This is a genomic window from Nocardia halotolerans, from assembly GCF_042650145.1.
Classification (GTDB): domain Bacteria; phylum Actinomycetota; class Actinomycetes; order Mycobacteriales; family Mycobacteriaceae; genus Nocardia; species Nocardia halotolerans.
This window is the reverse complement of the sequence record NZ_JBHSDL010000007.1, coordinates 169,119-185,910: the sequence shown is the minus strand read 5'-3', so window position 1 is coordinate 185,910 and position 16,792 is coordinate 169,119. Positions and strand designations below refer to the sequence as shown.

General features: G+C 70.1%; 12 protein-coding genes. 7 read left to right on the top strand and 5 right to left on the bottom strand.

Annotation, left to right across the window (positions count from 1 at the left end):
* Positions 1-33: 33 nt before the first annotated feature.
* Both ACFO5K_RS08060 and ACFO5K_RS08055 read right to left on the bottom strand, forming a co-directional pair.
* Positions 34-633 carry a TetR/AcrR family transcriptional regulator gene (locus tag ACFO5K_RS08060; RefSeq protein ID WP_378558205.1) on the bottom strand — a complete coding sequence of 200 codons (600 nt, stop codon included), beginning with the start codon at positions 631-633 and terminating at the stop codon, positions 34-36.
* Positions 634-718: 85 nt separating this feature from the next.
* Positions 719-1,888, bottom strand: coding sequence for a glycoside hydrolase family 3 N-terminal domain-containing protein (locus ACFO5K_RS08055; protein WP_378558202.1), 1,170 nt, complete (start codon positions 1,886-1,888; stop codon positions 719-721).
* 113 nt (positions 1,889-2,001) lie between these two features.
* Here ACFO5K_RS08055 and ACFO5K_RS08050 point away from each other — a divergent pair, with 113 nt between their 5' ends.
* The 4 genes from ACFO5K_RS08050 (at position 2,002) to ACFO5K_RS08035 (ending at position 8,507) form a co-directional block, all read left to right on the top strand.
* Positions 2,002-2,469, top strand: coding sequence for a universal stress protein (locus tag ACFO5K_RS08050; RefSeq protein WP_378558199.1), 468 nt, complete (start codon positions 2,002-2,004; stop codon positions 2,467-2,469).
* A 57-nt stretch (positions 2,470-2,526) separates the two neighbouring features.
* Entirely contained in the window at positions 2,527-3,819 is a 1,293-nt protein-coding gene (locus ACFO5K_RS08045; RefSeq protein ID WP_378558196.1) for an isochorismate synthase, read from the top strand.
* Between the two features lie 67 nt (positions 3,820-3,886).
* Positions 3,887-4,057 (top strand): DUF2613 domain-containing protein, encoded by a 171-nt coding sequence (locus ACFO5K_RS08040; protein WP_378558193.1) that lies wholly within the window; start codon positions 3,887-3,889, stop codon positions 4,055-4,057.
* Positions 4,038-8,507 (top strand): alpha-(1->3)-arabinofuranosyltransferase domain-containing protein, encoded by a 4,470-nt coding sequence (locus ACFO5K_RS08035; protein ID WP_378558584.1) that lies wholly within the window; start codon positions 4,038-4,040, stop codon positions 8,505-8,507. The genes ACFO5K_RS08040 and ACFO5K_RS08035 overlap by 20 nt, the downstream gene beginning before the upstream one ends.
* Here ACFO5K_RS08035 and ACFO5K_RS08030 read toward each other — a convergent pair.
* On the bottom strand, positions 8,490-9,662 hold the full coding sequence (locus tag ACFO5K_RS08030; RefSeq protein ID WP_378558191.1) for an acyltransferase family protein: 1,173 nt from the start codon (positions 9,660-9,662) through the stop codon (positions 8,490-8,492). The two genes, ACFO5K_RS08035 and ACFO5K_RS08030, sit on opposite strands and share 18 nt — an antisense overlap.
* A gap of 144 nt (positions 9,663-9,806) precedes the next feature.
* Between ACFO5K_RS08030 and ACFO5K_RS08025 the strand changes: the two genes are divergently transcribed.
* The 3 genes from ACFO5K_RS08025 to ACFO5K_RS08015 all read left to right on the top strand — a co-directional run bounded on the left by ACFO5K_RS08025 (position 9,807) and on the right by ACFO5K_RS08015 (position 14,687).
* Positions 9,807-11,027 carry a DUF3068 domain-containing protein gene (locus ACFO5K_RS08025; protein ID WP_378558188.1) on the top strand — a complete coding sequence of 407 codons (1,221 nt, stop codon included), beginning with the start codon at positions 9,807-9,809 and terminating at the stop codon, positions 11,025-11,027.
* A 203-nt stretch (positions 11,028-11,230) separates the two neighbouring features.
* A complete protein-coding gene (locus ACFO5K_RS08020) occupies positions 11,231-12,502 on the top strand; it encodes a polysaccharide biosynthesis protein (RefSeq protein WP_378558185.1) in 1,272 nt (423 codons plus the stop codon).
* Between the two features lie 238 nt (positions 12,503-12,740).
* Positions 12,741-14,687 (top strand): hypothetical protein, encoded by a 1,947-nt coding sequence (locus tag ACFO5K_RS08015; RefSeq protein ID WP_378558182.1) that lies wholly within the window; start codon positions 12,741-12,743, stop codon positions 14,685-14,687.
* An 84-nt stretch (positions 14,688-14,771) separates the two neighbouring features.
* Here ACFO5K_RS08015 and ACFO5K_RS08010 read toward each other — a convergent pair whose 3' ends face one another.
* Positions 14,772-15,068, bottom strand: a complete 297-nt coding sequence (locus ACFO5K_RS08010; protein WP_378558179.1) for a hypothetical protein — start codon at positions 15,066-15,068, stop codon at positions 14,772-14,774.
* Between the two features lie 64 nt (positions 15,069-15,132).
* Positions 15,133-16,317, bottom strand: a complete 1,185-nt coding sequence (locus ACFO5K_RS08005; RefSeq protein ID WP_378558176.1) for a glycosyltransferase family 4 protein — start codon at positions 16,315-16,317, stop codon at positions 15,133-15,135.
* Between the last annotated feature and the right edge of the window lie 475 nt (positions 16,318-16,792).

The following is a 16,792-nucleotide window of genomic DNA, read 5'->3' as shown; positions in this document are numbered from 1 at the left end:
CAGGTCGTCGCGATGGGGGCAACAGGTGGCGGACTATTCGGCCTTCTTGCGACCGGCCAGACCGCGCCAGGCCAGGTCGTCGAGCAGGTCGACCGCCTCGGCGACGTCGATGCGCCCGCCCGCGACCCGGTCGGCGATCGCCTCACCCGCACCGATCACCGCGGCCGCCACCACCTCGAAATTGGTACCGGGATCGGCGTGCTTGGCACTGGATTCCAGCAGTTTCGCGGTGAGCTCGATGACGCGCTCACGAGCGTTGTCGATCTCGGAGGCGAAGGCTTGCTGACCGATTGCCTGCCGGTAGAGGACCTGCCAGGACTGCCGGTTGCGGTCGACGAAGTCGAGGAAGCCCTCCAGCGCCGTGCGCACCTGCTCGTGCGGGGTGAGTTGCGGGTTGCCCGCGGGCACAACGGACTCGATGAAACGCAGGCCCTCGCGCTGGATGCAGGCGCGGAAGAGTTCGTCCTTGGAGCCGTAGTACAGGTAGAGCATGGGTTTGGAGATCTTCGCCTCGGCGGCGATGGCATCCATCGACGTGTCGTGGAAGCCCTTGCGTGCGAACACCTCGACGGCGGCGTCGAGCATCTGTTGCTCGCGAACCGCTCTGGGAAGTCGCTTCGTCCCGCCTGCCATCCACTCTCCTACCGCAGGGTGAGACCCTATCTTACTGCAAGGTAAGTTCACCCGGACCCATTTGCCACACCGTCGCCACGTCGCCTCAGCAGCCCAGATCGACGCCCTTGTAGCGGGCCATCCGCAGCACCGAGGTGTCGACGCGATCAGCAGGCAGTGTGCCACCAGCCACCGACTGCTCCAAGCGGTCGAGCACCTGGGGCACCGCATCGGTGCTGATCCACAGCGCATTGTCGGCGCCGGCCACGAGCGCGGCCTCCACGGCCTCGGGGATCGACATGCGGTCGGTGATGGCAGCCATCCCACCGAGATCGTCGGTGAAGATCGGGCCGTCGAACGGGGGCGCGCCGTAGCCGGTGCCCTCGCGCAGCAGCGACATCGCCGCTGGACTGATGCTGGCCGGCACGTCGGGTTCGGTGAGTCCGGGCACATCCAGGTGACCGACCATCACGGCCGCACCGGAGTCGACCAGATTGCGGAAGGGCACCAGATCGGAGTCCTGCAACTGCTCGAGCGGCGGCGTGCGCACGGCGCCGGTGTGCGAGTCGCCGGAACCGGAACCGTGCCCGGGGAAGTGCTTGATCACCGAACCCAGACCCACCTCGGTGGAGGCGCGGATATAAGCCTCGGCGTATTCGGTGACCACCTGCGGGTCGTCGCTGTAGGACCGGTCACCGATCACGCTGTTGTCGGGCTGGCTGCTCACATCGGTGTCGGGGGCGAAATCTACGGTGATACCCAGGTCGACGAGGGCCTTCGACCTGGTCAGCGTGTTCTGGTAGTGCTGCTCGGGCGTCTGGGTCTGCGCGACGACCCGGGCGGAGGGAGCGGAGCCGATCTTGTTCGCCGCGCGCGAGACACGCCCGCCCTCTTCGTCGATCGTCACCATCAGCGGCGACTTCGCCAGGGCTTTCACCGCGTCGAGCTGAGTTTTGTCGAGCAGCCCCGGATCGGTCCAGCTGCCGACGAAGATGCCACCGACCTGCTCGGAACTCACCACGTTCGACGCGTCCGCCGAGCCGGTGATGCCGACGGTGAGCAGCTGCGCGAGCTTCTCACGTTGCGTGAACTTGCCGAGATAGTCCGCGCCACAAGCAGTTCGGCTCGGCGTGGGCGAGGCGGTCGCGCTGGACTCACCCGCCGACGTCGGCGCACCGGTGCTCGCCGCGGTACCTGTCTCGGTCGAGGAACCTCCCGAACAGGCGGTGGCGACCGCGGCGAGGACAGCGAACACGACCACAGGCGATTTCCGCATGCCCTCCACGGTAGCCCCGTCGCGCGCACCACGGCGGCGCGAGGTTCGGATTGAAGCGTCGAATGCGAGGGTAACCTGGGAGAACAGTCGTTCGACCAGCGCAGGAGGTCGTCATGGGTTGCGATCGGATGCTCATCGCCTACGACGGATCCGAACACGCCAAGCGGGCCATCGAGTACGCGGGCCGGTTCCTGTCGGCCGAACGTGCGATCGTGCTCACCGCCTGGGAACCGATGGTCCGCCAGGCCGCCCGGATCTCCGGGCTCGCCGGAGTGATGCAACCCGAATGGGTGCCCGACGAGGAAATCGAGGACATCGCCTACACCGACGCCCGCCGGATCAACGCCGAAGGCGTGCGACTGGCGCAACTGTCGGGCATCGACGTCGAAGCGCGCACTGCCGAGTGCACCACCACCATCTGGAACGCGATCGTCGACTGCGCCGACGAACTCGACGCCGACATCATCGTCGCCGGCACCAGGGGCAACACCGGGCTGCGCGCCCTGCTGCACAGCAGCGTGGCCGAAGCGGTCCTCAAGCACGGGCACCGGCCGGTGTTCCTGGTGCCGCCAGCGGAGTGAGAGTTCGATCGCTCTCCCGTTTGCGCGGGTGGTCACGGCGTTATGGTCGAACTCATCATGAACCGATTCCTGCTCGCCCGGCCCGACGCGGTACTACGTGCGGAGGGGGTGCGCGCGAGTTACCCGGATCCGAGTGCGGCCGTCGCGGTGCTGCGCGAATGGACAGCGAGCTCGGGGCCCGTAGCGGACGCGTCGCCCGCCGACCCCGGTAGGGCACAAACGCCCGGCGGCCCACCTCGGGACACCTCCAGCGCAAAGCAAGCAGGCTCGGCGCGCGACGAACCAGCACCTCACGACCGGCAGGCCGGATCGATGCGCGCCGACCGGGGCGCGCACGGCCGGGCACCCGCGAGCACGCGGGCTCCGAAGTTGATCGTGGGCGCCCTGCCGTTCGACCCGCACGAACCAGCGGCGCTGTGGCAGCCCGAGACCGCGCTGCACACCGCCGGACCGTGGCGCCCGGCCGCACTGCCCGAACTGCCCGCGGTGCGGGTGGTGGCCGAACTGCCCAGTGCCGCTGAACATGTCGCGCGGGTGACGAAACTGGTCGAGCAACTCGGTGACCCCGTGAATCCGCTCGGCAAGGTGGTGGCCGCGCGTTCGATGCTGATCGAAGCCGATGCGCCGCTGGAACCGGAGACAGTGGCCGCACACCTGCTGACCAGGCATCCGAATGCGGCCGTGTACTCGGTCGACCTGTCCGCGGCGGGCCGGTCGGGTGAGACGCTGATCGGTGCCACGCCCGAGGTGCTGGTCGCGCGCCACGGCACGCGCGTGAGCCTGCACCCGCTGGCCGGCACCCTGCCCCGACTCACCGACCCCGACGCCGATGCCGCCCAGGCGCGGGAACTGTTGTCCAGCACCAAGAATCACGCCGAACACGCCTTCGTGATCGACTGGATCCGCGAGCGGCTGGGCCCGGTCTGCACCGAACTGCACGTCCCGGCCGCACCCGAACTGATGAGCACCGAACAGGTCTGGCACCTGGCCACCCCGATCCACGGCGTGCTGCGCGACCCGTCGACCACCGCGCTGGAGCTGGCACTACTGCTGCACCCGACCCCCGCCGTCAACGGCACGCCGTTCGCGGCGGCGCTGGCGGCGATCACCACCGACGAGCCCCGGCGCGGTTTCTACGGCGGCGCCGTCGGCTGGTGCGACGGCCACGGCGACGGCGAATGGGTGGTGGCCATCCGAGGCGCCGAACTGTCGGCCGACCGGCGCAGTCTGCGGGCGAGCGCGGGGGGCGGGATCGTCGCGGCCTCGGACCCGGCGGCCGAACTGGCCGAGACCACCGCCAAATTCCGGACCCTGCTCGGCGCCCTGCGTTGCGCGGTCCCCGAAGACTGACCAACCGCCCCGCACCTGCTAGGTTGGCCCAGACAGGCCCCGACGTTCGAGCGTATTGGAGTGCGCGATGAAGTTTGCTGTTCCGGCTGTTGCCAGCGCGGCCGGCGGCGCCCTGCTGAGCGCGATCGCCGTCTTCGCCATCACGGCGGCGGTGCAGCAGAACACCGCACCCTCGATCGACCGCAGCGGTGACCAGGACTCCTCGCTGCTCAACGCTCCTGAATACGGCAGCCGCTGAGCCCGACGCCCGCGCGTCGCGCCCCGGATCGGGGCACCCGGACAAGGCGCCATTGGGTTGGCGCTGGTTCGTCGGCTCGGTAGTAGCCGCCTTCGTACTGACCTTCGCGCAGGCGCCCGGACTCACCGTGGCCGACACCAAGTACGACCTCGCGCAGAACCCCCTCGGTTTCCTCGCGCGCGCCGCACACCTGTGGAGCAGCCAGGCCCCGATGGGTCAGGTGCAGAACCAGGCCTACGGCTATTTCTTCCCACACGGGGCGTTCTTCTCCGCCGGCCACCTGCTGCACATCCCCGCCTGGATGACTCAGCGCATCTGGTGGGCGCTGCTGCTGCTCGCCGGGTTCTGGGGCATCGTCAAACTCTGCGAAACCCTCGGCATCGGTGCGCGCGGATCGCGAGTGATCGCCGGCATCGCGTTCGCCTTGTCGCCGCGAGTGCTCACCACGCTCGGCTCGATCTCCTCCGAAACGCTGCCGATGATGCTGGCACCGTGGGTGTTGCTCGCGCCCGCCGCCCTCGGGGTCGCGATGCGAGAACGGGCCGGCCGTTGGCCGTTATCGGGAGGCTCCCGTAGTCCGGCTGCAGGTGCGAAAGCGGCCGGCGTCGGACGCGGGGGCGCGCTCTCACCTGCCGCAGGTGCGACAGCGGCCGGTGTCGGGCGCGGGGGTGCGCTCTCGCCGGCCGGGAGTGCGCTGGCGCTGGCGCTGATGGGGTCGGTGAACGCGGTCGCGACGGTGGCGGCGTTCCTGCCCGCCGCATTGTGGTGGGCCTCCTACCGGCCGAATCGGCGGTGGTGGCGGTTCACCCGGGCCTGGATTCCACTGCTGGTGCTGGCCACGTTCTGGTGGGTGGTGCCGCTGCTGCTGCTCGGCAAGGTGAGTCCGCCGTTCCTCGACTTCATCGAATCGTCGGGCGTCACCACGCAGTGGGCGGCGCTGAGCGAAGTGCTGCGCGGCACCGACAGCTGGACACCGTTCGTGTCCCCGGAACGCATCGCGGGCGCGGTCCTGGTGACCCAGCCCGCCGCGGTGCTGGCCACCGGACTGCTCGCGGCGGCGGGAATGGCCGGATTGGCGCGTTCGTCCATGCCCTACCGGGGCCGGTTCGCGCTGATCCTGTCTGTCGGACTGGCCGGGATCTGCGCCGGGTACGTGGGCACGCTCGGCGGGCCGTTCGCCGACTCGGTGCGGATCTTCCTGGATTCCGGCGGCGCGCCGCTGCGCAATGTGCACAAACTCGAGCCGCTGATCCGGTTGCCACTGGTGGTGGGGCTCGCGCATCTGCTCGGCCGGGTGCCGCTGCCCGCGTCGGTGCCGGCACCGGTGTGGCGCAACGCTTTCGCCCATCCCGAACGCGACCGGTTCGTCCCGGTCGCCGCACTGATCCTGGCGGCACTCACCCTGGCGACCTCGCTGGCCTGGACCGGGCGGCTCGCCCCGCGCGGCGCCTACGATCGTGTGCCCGCGTACTGGACCGACACCGCGCAATGGCTCGCCGACAATGCCGCCGACACCCGCGCCCTGGTGGTGCCCGGCGCACCGTTCGGCAGCCAGATCTGGGGACTCACCCGCGACGAACCGCTGCAAGCTCTGGCGAGTACGCCCTGGGCAGTGCGCGATTCGGTGCCGCTCAACCCGCCCGGCACCATCCGCGCCATGGACTCGGTGCAGCGTTTGATCGCCGACGGCAGACCCTCGACCGGACTCGCCGCCACCCTGGCCGACCAGGGCATCGGCGTGGTGGTGCTGCGCAACGACCTCGACCCCGAGACCTCGCGCTCCACCCGGCCCATGCTGGCGCATCAGGCCATCGAGGGGTCCCCCGGTTTGACGAAGGTCGCCGAATTCGGCGCGCCGATCGGGCCGCGCGCCGCCGACGCCGGACTGGTGGTCGACAACGATCTGCTGCCCGCCTATCCGGCCATCGAGATCTACCGGGTCGGGGTGTCGCCGCCCGGCACACCCGTCGAGGTGCGCAGCGGGACCGGCGCGCCCGCGGAGTTCCCCGGCGCCTACACCGTGGGACTCGACGCGGTCCCCGTCGTACAGGGCGGCCCGGAAGTGCTCGAACGACTTCGACGCGACACCGAGAACCCCACCGCACCGGTGCTGCTCGATGCCGACGCGCGGCGGGCCGGTCTGCCGCCGAAACCCGTGTTGCTCACCGACACCCCGATGGACCGCGAAGCCGATTTCGGCCGGGTCGACAACCACAACTCCGCGGTCCGCGCACCCGGCGACGCCCGGCGCACCCACAACCTCGTACCCGACTACCCCGTCGCCGACACCCCGCTGGTGCGCGGCGAGTGGTCCGGTGCGAAGGTCACCGCCTCGAGTTCGGCCGCCGATGCCACCCAGATCGGTGGCGCGGCCCCCGGCAGTTCCACCGCGGCCGCCGTGGACGGTGACCCGAGCACCGCCTGGATCAGCAACGGCGCGGAATCCGCACTCGGACAATGGCTCCGGCTCGACCTCGAGCAGCCGATCACCAGCGGGTCGCTGCGGTTCACCACCACCGCGGCGGCGCTGGGCGACAAGGTGAAATGGGTCGAGATCCGCACGGCGCGCGGCACGGTGTCGGCGCGGATCACCGAACCCGGTGAGCCCGTGACGGTCGCGCTGCCCGCGGGCAGCACCGACTGGGTGACCATCACCGCAGCCCGCACCGCAACCGGCACCCGTGGTGGGCAGTTCGGGATCAGCGAGCTCACCCTGGACGACTATTCCGTGCGCGACGTCCCGGTGCGCGTCGATATCCGCCATCGCGTGGTGCTACCCGAACCGGCCGCAGGCACCAAGGTGCGTGGCTGGGATCTCGGGCAGGAATTACCCGGTCGCAGCGCGTGTTTCGACGGTCCGGACCGCGTGCACTGCAGCAAGGGACTCGGTCTGCCCGCCGAGGAACCCGGCATCTTCGGGCGCACCCTCGCGGTTCCCGAACCGATGACCGTCGGCACCGACCTCACCGTCCGCACCCGGCCCGGCCCAGCGCTCGAAGCCCTGCTCACCGACCCCGGCCGGCCCATCGCCCGCGGCAAAGCCGATGTCGCCGACCTGCGCGGGGCCGCGTTCGCCGCCACCGACGGCGACCCGCAAACCACCTGGACCGCGCCCGAATCGACCGTCCGCGACCTCGCCGGTGCGAAACCCACACTGGTGCTGGAACTTCCCGAACCCGCCCTGGTCGACGGGCTCGGCATCACCACCGCACTCGGCGGCCTACCCGCCACCGCCACCGCCGTCGCGGTGAACCTCGGCAACGGCCCCCAGGTGCGCGAACTTCCCGAACGCGAACACGGCGAGCCCGCGCGAATCTCATTGCACCCCACGGTCACCGACCGGGTGGAGATCAGCATCCACCGCTGGAACGAGGTCCTCGACCGCACCGCCCTCGGCTTCGTCCTGCCCCAACCCGCCGGCCTGGCCGAGGTCGAAGTCCTCGGACCGGACTACCCCCCGCGCGCACCCGGCGACCGGCTCGTCACCATCGGCTGTGAAACCGGACCGGTGATCGCCATCGGCGGCCGCGCGGTACACACCACCATCACCGCCACCGCAGACGAACTACGCTCCGGCGCACCGGTATCGGCGCGCCCCTGCGCCGCCGACGCAGCCGACATCGAACTCCTCCCCGGCCACCCCGACCTCACCGTCGCCCCCACCGAACTGTTCACCGTCGACCGCATCCGTCTACCACGCACCGACCCCTACGCGGTGCTGCCCGGCACCGGACCCGCCGAGCCCGCACCTGCGAACCCCACGGAACCCACCGATCCAGCGGCATCCACGGCCCCAGCGAACCCGGTGGAACCCACAGAACCGGCAGCACCTGAGCTAGCGCAACAACCGCGCTCACCTGCGCCTGACTCCGGCACCGCTGGGACCCAGCTGCTCGTACTCCCGCTGAGCACCAACGTCGGTTGGGAGGCGTACACCGCCGACGGCCGGGAGTTGGCACCCGTGGTGGTCAACGGTTGGCAACAGGCGTGGCTCGTCCCGCCGGGAACCGATGGGGAGATCACCGTGTCGTTCCCGGCCGATCGCTGGTACCGGCTCGCCATCTTCGGTGGGCTACTGCTCCTCATCCCTCTTGCGCTGCTCGCCATCCCTCGCTGGCGCAAGGCCGAGGATCCGGGGCCCGCGCCGGTCACCTGGGGTACGCGCCTGCCGGCCGCCGTGGGTCTCACCGGCGTGGTCACCGTTGTCTCCGGGCCGTTCGGGGCCGTGTGCACACTGCTGGCGCTGGGATGCGCTCACCTGCGGCCCGCCGTGACCAGCCGGGTGCTGCCGTGGCTGGCCGGGGTCGGGACGCTGATCTCGGCGGCGGCGCTGTCGACGGGGACCTGGCGGTCGGGCACCGCCTACATGGGCGGGTCGGTCTGGGCGCAGGCACCCGCGGTGATCGCGGTGGTCGCGGTGGGGGTCGCGGCGCTACCGCGTCGACGCTGAGCCATCGCCGACCGGCTGACGGCTCGGGGAGACCCGGCTCGCCCAGCGGCGGCACGGTTCCTCGATCAGGGCGAAGCTGGCGGCGGCCAGCGGCAGCGTCAGCCCGACGGTGAGGAGCAGCACGTAGCCGAAGTTCCCGCTGAACGGCAGCAGGCTGAACACCGGGAACACCATCGTGAGCACCACCAGATGCCAGAGGAAGATGCCGTAGGACCAGCGGCCGACCACTCCGGCGGTGCGCGATTCCAGCCAGCGGTGCGGTGGTGCGTCGGCGGGGCGCATCACCAACGGTGCCAGCAGCGCGAAACCGAGGATCGCCCCGAGCAGCATCTTCACCGCGTATTGCCACGGTTCGGCGCGTTCCAGACCGGCGGGCCCGCCGTACTCGGTGGCCGAGATCAGGAACGCCACCAGCGCCACCGCCCACATCAGCGGCTGATTCGCCAGCAGCACCCCCCACCGGGCGCCCGGGCGCAGCCAGTAGATCAACTCGGCCAGCACCATGCCCGCCACGAACCACGGCAGATAGGCAGGCAGCCAGTTGTCGGCGTGGATCGCGTCGGGCGTGGGCACCGGAATGAGATTCCAGGTCGAACTCACTGCGGCCAGCGCGCACAGGACCGGCACCCGCCAGCGCGCCGCCGGCCCGCGCAGACGGACGAACATCCAGGCCAGCACCGGCAGCAACAGGTAGAACGCCACCTCCACCGACAGACTCCACATCTGCGTGAGCCCATCGGTGAGGGTGAGCGGCACGAAAACCTGTAGCAACAGCAGATTCGACCCCCACACCCGCAGGTTCGCCGACTGCGCCGCGCTCGGCAGCAACACCAGCACGAACACCACCACAGCCCAGTACGCGGGCACGATCCGGGTGAACCGGTGCAGCAGATAGCGACGGGTGCCGGGTGCGGAGCCGCGCCCGTGCGCCAGCGCCGCGTGCGGTCGCCACAGCAGGAAACCCGACAGCGCGAAGAAGATCGCCACCGCCATGTCGAAGCGTTCCAGCAGCGGCCCCACCACCGCGATCCCCGACGCCCCGGTCTGGAACGCCACATGCGTGACGAGCACGCCGAGCGCGGCCATTCCACGCATGCCCTCGAGCGCGGGAATGAAGGCGCGCGGCGCCGGAACGGGAGTGGTCGCGGTCGTCATCGGACTCCAGTCTGCCGTGTCGGCGTTTTCCCCGGCGCAGCGCCACACTCTGCGAACATGGGCTGTTAGTGTCGGCTCAGGCGTGCCTGTGGTGCAATACCAGACCACCGGACCATTCGTGTTCGAACGACGAGGAGAGTTTGCATGGCACTGAGTGCCGGTACCAGAAGGACGGTCGCCTGCGTGCTCGTGGGTCTGGGCGCGGCATTACTCGTCGCCGCGCTGATGATCCCCACCTACACGGTGAGCAAAGTCGCCAAGACTCCACTCGATCTCGAGATCACCACGATCGCCGAGAGTCAGCCCGACGAAGAGAGTCTCGTCCTCGACTCCAAGTCGCTCACCTCCGGCGACGGCCCCGCGGTGGTGGACGAGAACGTTCCGCTGATCTCGCAGCGATTCGTCACCGTCGAGGAGCCCTCCGACGCCGACGTGATGACCTTGCAGGCAGGCAGCACCCTGCGCCGCACCGACGTACAGGGCGACACCGGTCTGCTCACCGCCAACATCGACCGCGTCACCATCTCGCGCACCACGGGCATGCCGGTGGACGAGGAGCCCAACGGCTCGATCGCGGTGACCGTCGACAAGGACGGCAGCGTGATGGAACCGGTGCAGCACACCGGCATCGGCTACCGCTTCCCGATCGGCACCGAGAAGAAGACCTACCCGTACTTCGACATCAACGTGCGAAAGTCCTTCGACGCCAACTTCATCGAAGAGACCGAGATCAACAGCACCAAGGTCTACCGCTTCCAGATGATCGCGCCGCCCACCAGCACCTGGGATGTGGTGAAGGCACCGGCCAACCGGCTCACCCTGCCCGCGTCGAAGTGGGGCGTCGACGAACGTGACGACACGCCGGTCACCATGACCCGGTACTACACCAACGTGCGCGACCTGTGGGTGGAGCCCGAGACCGGCACCGTCATCAAGGGCGGCGAGTCGATCCACCTGTACTACGCGCGGGCGGCCGACAAGCCGGAAGTGACCGCACTCAAGTCGCACATCGTGTTCGACGAGGCCACCGTCGAATCGCAGCTGGCGATCGCCGAGGAGAACACCGACAAGCTGTCGCTGTTCGGCCGGATCGTGCCGATCGTATTCGGTGTGCTCGGTGTGATCGCGCTGCTCGCCGGCCTGTTCCTCGGCCTGCGTGGCGGCAGCGCACCCGCGCACGCCAGTCCGCGCGGCACCCGCCCGACACCCGGGCCCGCCGCCGACGACACCGCGGCCACCCGCTGGGACGGCGACGACACACCGACCACGCAGTTCACCAGCGGAGACGACACGCCTACCACCCAGTTCCCCCGCGGTGACTACGACGGGCCGACCGAACAGATCGACACGAACAAACGCCCCTGATCCACACCAGCGGAAGGCCCCGGTCACCACCGGGGCCTTTTTCGTTCGTGGACAACTACGGCGTTGCGGCGCCGGGCCCGGGCCGGCACCCGAAAAGGGGCTGTGCCAGCAGCTCGGCAACTCCCCTCGTGCGACGATGAAGCGTGTCTTCGGTCCGTCGCCCACCTGTTGTTGCTGATCTGACCTGGGTGACGGCTGGCGCGATGACCGCCAACGTCGCCGGATACCTGCTGCAGTTGTTGGCGGGTCGCTGGCTCGGCGTGACCGGATACAGCGAATTCGCGAGCCTGCTGGCCGTGCAGCTGCTGTGCGCGGTACCCGCCCTGGCCATGCAGAACGTGGTGGCCCGCGAGGTGGTGCGCGGGGCGCCGGCACGGGCACTGCGGGCGATGCAGTGGCGGTGCGCCGCGCTGGTCGCGGCGGTCGCGGTGGTGCTGGTGCCCGTGGTGGCCGAGGTGCTGCATGTAGGTGTGTGGGCCGCCGCAGCCGCGCTCGGAGCGGCGCCCGCACTGGTTGTGCTCTCCGGTGAGCAAGGAATGCTGCAAGGCGGCAGACGGTTTCGGGCCTTGGCCGCCGTACTGGCGATGGCCGGGACCGCGCGCGTGGTGCCCGCGCTGGCGGCGTTGACGCTCGGCGGCGGCGCGGCCGGTGCGCTGTGGGCTGGTGCCGCCGGCATTTTCGGGGCGGCGTTCATCGCAGGACGGATCGCCGCGAACACGGTTACCGGCGTGGACGATTTCGCGGCGAGCCGGGCGCCAAGGGGCGGCGGCTTCACAGCGAATCGAGTCTCCGGCGGAAAAGACGGCACAGCCGATCAGGTGCCGGGTGCGGGCGCATCTTCGACGAAATCAGGTGCCGGGTTCGGTGTGCTGCCGGTGCTGCGGGCCGTGCAGGTGCAGGCCGCGCTGATGGCGTTGTCGTCGGTGGACCTGATCGTGGTGCGCATCGTGCTCGACGACGTGGACGCGAGTCGCTATTCACTGGGCACCATCGCGACGAAGATCGCATTCTGGTTGCCGCAGGCCGTGGGGGTGGTGCTGTATCCGCGGATGGCGCAGCCGACCCACTCGGCCCGCGCCATCCGCGACGCGCTGTCGGTGCTGTCGGTGATCGGCATCGTCGCTGTGCTCGGGGCGGCGGTGGCCGCGCCGCTGGCACCACTGTTCGCGGGTGAGGACTACGCCCCCATCCAGTCGATGCTGTGGGTGTTCGCCCTGCACGGCGCGATTTTGGCGGTGCTCCAAGGTGCGCTGCTCTCGGCGATCGCGGTCGAGCGCACCGCGCTGGCCATGGTCACCTGGGTGGGGTTGGCCGTCGAAGTGGCACTGATGCTCGTGTTCGCCCGCAGTATCGAATCCCTGATCGTCACCGCCGTTTCGGTCGCCGCCGTGACCACCGCGATCGTCGGGGTCGTCGTCCTGCTCACGGCGGCCCGCATGCCGGTCGACTCGGCTGCTGCCTCGACCCGGCGGTGACAGCGGCACCATCCAGGACGGCGCCAGTCCACACCGCCCAGCTCGTCGGGGCCGTGCTCGGCCGGACGTGGACCGAGCCGGCGGGCGCCCGCGCCTGTTCGCCACCCCTGTGCAGGACTGTGGACAGTTTCGAGGATGTCACTTTCCGAGCTGCCGTTCAGCGCCGACCGCGACGGCCGAGTGCGCGGGCGAAACCTTCGGTCCCACTGCGACGTGCCGGGACGTAAGGTGCGATGACGTGACGGGTAGCGGTGTGCGGGCGAGGGCGTGGGTAGCCGGCTATTGCGCGCTGCTCACGCTGATCATCGTCGGACCACTCACCGGCTCGGGCTACCTGCTGCTCCGCGATGCGGTGAGCACGCCCCGCTCCTACCTCACCGATTCGGCCCTCGGCCTCGGCGCCGCCGCACCGCGCGCGGTCCCCCAGGACACCCTGCTCGCCGTGCTGTCACCCCTGATCGACGGCGGGGTCCTGGTCAAAGCGATTCTCATCGTCGCGCTCTGGTCTGCCGCGTACGGCGCCGCCGTCCTGGCCCGCCGCCTCCTGGACGCATCCACCGGCGCACAGCTCGTCGCCGCCACCGTCGCACTGTGGAATCCTTTTGTCGCCGAACGGCTGCTACAGGGCCACTGGAGTCTGCTGGCCGGGTACGCGGCGCTGCCCTGGACCGTCCTGGCCGCCGTGCGTATTCGGTCGGTGAGCGAGGCTGTCGAAGACGCGACGGAACGCCCGAGAGCCGACGACGCACGCCCGCCCGCCGACGACGCACGCCCGGGAACCGACGGCGGCCGCCCGGGAACCGACGACGCACGGGCGAGAGCTGTCGGCGCACGCCCGGGAACCGACGACGGCCGCCCGCGAACCGACGACGCACGGGCGAGAGCTGTCGGCGCACGGGCGAGAGCTGTCGGCGGGCGAGCGGGAGCTGTCGGCGGATGGGCTGCGCTGACGGCGAGCTTCGCGGCGGCCGGGTTGACGCCGACCGGATCCCTCCTGGCCGCCATAGTCGGACTCGCACTGGTCGGGCGGCGCGCACTGCTCCCCGCTCTCGTGCTGTGGGTCGCCACCTGCGCGCCCTGGTTGACCGCGACCGCGCTCGGATCCGGTGCCGAACCCTCCGACCCCGCCGGTGTCTCCGCCTTCGCCGCCCGCGCCGAACCGTGGCTCGGCACCTTGGGCAGCCTCGCGGGGCTGGGCGGGATCTGGAATTCCGAGGCGGTACCCGCGAGCCGGACGACACCGTTGGCGCTGGTCGGCACGGTTTTGTTGCTCGGGATCGTCGCGCTGGGGGTGCGCGCGGTGTGGGCGCGGGGACAGGTCGGGCGGGTGCTGTTGGTGATCGCGGCGGTGTCGATCGTGCTGCCGGCGCTCGGCGCGACCGACGCGGGGATCGCGGCCGGGGAGTGGTTGATGGTGCATGTTCCCGGGGCCGGGCTGCTGCGGGACACCCAGAAGTATGTGGCCCTGGCGATGCCCGCCTACGCCTTGTGCGCCGCGGCGGCATGCCGAACGCTGGCCGCCCGGCTACACCGGTTCACCAGGCAACCCGACGAAGCGGCCAGCACCGAACGCACACCCGCGCAAGCCGCAATCGCCACCGCCTTCCTCGCGCTGCTGATCCTCCCGCTGGCCGACCTGGCCTGGGGCGTCGGCGGCGCACTGCGCCCCGTCCACTACCCGGCGGGCTGGGCCGAGGTCGTCGAACGCGTCGACGCCCCCGGCGATGTCGCCGTCCTCCCAGCGGGCATGTTCCGCCGCTTTCCCTACAGTGGACCAGCTCCTGTCCTGGACCCCGCCCCCCGCATCCTGCCCAACGACGTACTGCAAACCGGTGAACTCCGAGTCCGCGGCTACGCGGTGAACGGCGAAGGAAACCGCGCCCGCACCGTCGAAACCGCCCTCCTCAACGGCGCCCCACCCACCGACCTGGCCGCCCTCGGCGTCGGCTGGATCCTGGTGGAACGCACCACCCCCGGCTCCCTGGGCGACTCCGAAGCCACCCTCACCGCAGCGGAACTCCGCTACGAAGACCCCCACCTGGCCCTCTACCGAATCCCCTCCCCCACCCCCACCGACATCGCCACCCCCACCCAACGCCACACCTCAACCGCCGCCCACACCCTCTGGGCCCTCCTCCTCACAACCGGCCTGACCACCGCCGCCCTCCGCCCCACCCGCCACTGACGGAGGGCGACCCACGCGTGTCGCACAACATGCCACCCAAATAGCACCTCAGCCCCATCAGCGATCTATGTCTTCCAGCTATGGTCAGCGGTACTGGAATCGCTGGCCGCCGCTCTGCGCCTCACCGGCGACAGTGATGATGCTCAGATCTACGCCGAACTCGTCGAACTGGGCCTCGGTCGTACTCGAGGTGCCCGAATCTGGAGGAAGTTGATGTCTGTACCTCTGTCGTTCTTCCGTTCCGAGACATCGCAGCGGATGCGCCGAGAAGCCCGCGAGGAAGGGCGCGAAGAAGGTGTTTCGGAGAGCATTGTGCGGATTCTGCGGCGACGGGGCATTGATGTCCCGGTAGCGGCCGAACGCAAGATCACGTCCTGTCATAACCGTGCTCAGCTGGGAGAATGGTTGGATCGGGCGATCAGTGCGCGGACCGTGGACGACGTTTTCAGCGACTGAGCGGGTCGGCCTGGGCCGACGGGGCGACCAGGCCGGTGACGAAGGTGCCTCGGGCGGCGGCGCTGAGGACTTCGTAAACGCCGGCGCCGGTCTGTTCCCAGGAGAACTCGTGGGCGCGGGTGCGAGCTTTTTCGCCCATCATCTGGCGGGTGTCGGCGTCGGACAGTAGTTCGGCCGCCGCGACGGCGAGGGCGGGGGCGTCGTCGACGAGCAGGCCGGTGACGCCGTCGACGATGGAGTCGGTGAGGCCACGGGAGCTGCGGTAGCCGATGGTGGGGACGCCGTGCTGGGCGGCTTCGATGACGGCCAATCCCCAGCCTTCCTTGCGTGAGGGCATCACATGAACCCACGCGGTGGCCAGGATTTCGTGCTTGCGGCGTTCGTCGACGTGACCGTGGAAGGTGACCGCGTCGGCGATGCCGAGGGAGTCGGCGCAGGCACGCAGGTTGGGCGCCCACCAGCCGTCGCCGATGACGTCGAGGTGCACGTCGGGGAAGCGCTCACGCAGTTGTGCGACGGCGGTGAGCGCGTCTTCGATCTGTTTGTGCGGAACCAGACGCGACAGCACCGCGATGCGAGGGTGGGTGGCGCGGGTGGTGTCGTCGCCCGGGACGACCTCGGCGGGCACCGGTTCGGCGCCGTTGCGGACCACGGCGATGCGGCCGCGATCCACGCCGAGTACCGACAGCTCCTCGGCCGAGGGCAGCGACACGGTGAGGTACTGGTTGTCGCGGTGCACGCGCGGCGACAAGGTGGACTCGATCCACCAGCCGATCCGCCCGACCAGACGCCCGGCCACCGGCCACTGCTCCCGGTGCCCGTGGTGCACCAGCACCACCGAGGGCACGCCCGTGGCGGTGGCGAAGAAGGGGATGCCGTTCTGGGTGTCGATCACGACGTCGGGTCGCAGTCCCTTCAGCGGGCCGAAACCGAGCCGACCTGCCACGATGGCGGCCAGCGCGCGCGGGTACACGGTGAAGCGCCCACCTGCGCGGCTGATGTCGATGCCGTCGATCCGCTCGCGCTCGGGCGCCCCGGGGTAACCGGCTGTCCGCAGGGTGACCTTGATGCCGCGCGCGGCCAACTGCGCGCCGACCTGCTCGAGGTACCGCTCGCTGCCCCCGCCCTGCGGGTGCCCGGTGTCACGCCAGCAGAGTAGGAGGACTTCACGCACGGTCGGGTCTCGCAATCGGTTCAGTGGCAGACAAACGTCGGCCCCCACACTAGCGGGTGTGTGCCACGCAACACGGACACATCGGCAGTGTCAGCCCAGATCAAGCGATCGGGGCAGCGCCGCGACGCCGATGCGAATGCCCCGGACGTCCCACTGTGAGCCCCCGCCCCACCAGCCACCAATACGAATGCACCGGCCGCACTGCGAGCCCCCACCAGCCACCAAATACGGACTCACCGGCCCAGTCGCACTGCGAGCTCCCACCACCACACGGACACACCGGCCCAGTCGCACTGTGAGCGCCCCCGCCCCACGAGCCACCCATGCGGACGCCCCCGGCCTCACTCGCACCGGTGGGCGCCCCAACCGAGACCCCGTCTTCCCACGCCCCCACCACCAGCGGCGTCCGAATAGGCAGCCCATAAACTCTGCGGCGTGCCGATCGCCACCCAGCCGAGAGCCGAGCAGCCCAGCG

Excerpts from the sequence above, each read along its gene's own strand:
- ACFO5K_RS08025 (WP_378558188.1), top strand. The coding sequence starts at position 9,807 with ATGGCACTGAGTGCCGGTACCAGAAGGACGGTCGCCTGCGTGCTCGTG.
- ACFO5K_RS08030 (WP_378558191.1), bottom strand. The coding sequence starts at position 9,662 with ATGACGACCGCGACCACTCCCGTTCCGGCGCCGCGCGCCTTCATTCCC.
- ACFO5K_RS08040 (WP_378558193.1), top strand. The coding sequence starts at position 3,887 with ATGAAGTTTGCTGTTCCGGCTGTTGCCAGCGCGGCCGGCGGCGCCCTG.
- ACFO5K_RS08060 (WP_378558205.1), bottom strand. The coding sequence starts at position 633 with ATGGCAGGCGGGACGAAGCGACTTCCCAGAGCGGTTCGCGAGCAACAG.
- ACFO5K_RS08055 (WP_378558202.1), bottom strand. The coding sequence starts at position 1,888 with ATGCGGAAATCGCCTGTGGTCGTGTTCGCTGTCCTCGCCGCGGTCGCC.
- ACFO5K_RS08045 (WP_378558196.1), top strand. The coding sequence starts at position 2,527 with ATGAACCGATTCCTGCTCGCCCGGCCCGACGCGGTACTACGTGCGGAG.
- ACFO5K_RS08020 (WP_378558185.1), top strand. The coding sequence starts at position 11,231 with ATGACCGCCAACGTCGCCGGATACCTGCTGCAGTTGTTGGCGGGTCGC.
- ACFO5K_RS08010 (WP_378558179.1), bottom strand. The coding sequence starts at position 15,068 with ATGACAGGACGTGATCTTGCGTTCGGCCGCTACCGGGACATCAATGCC.
- ACFO5K_RS08050 (WP_378558199.1), top strand. The coding sequence starts at position 2,002 with ATGGGTTGCGATCGGATGCTCATCGCCTACGACGGATCCGAACACGCC.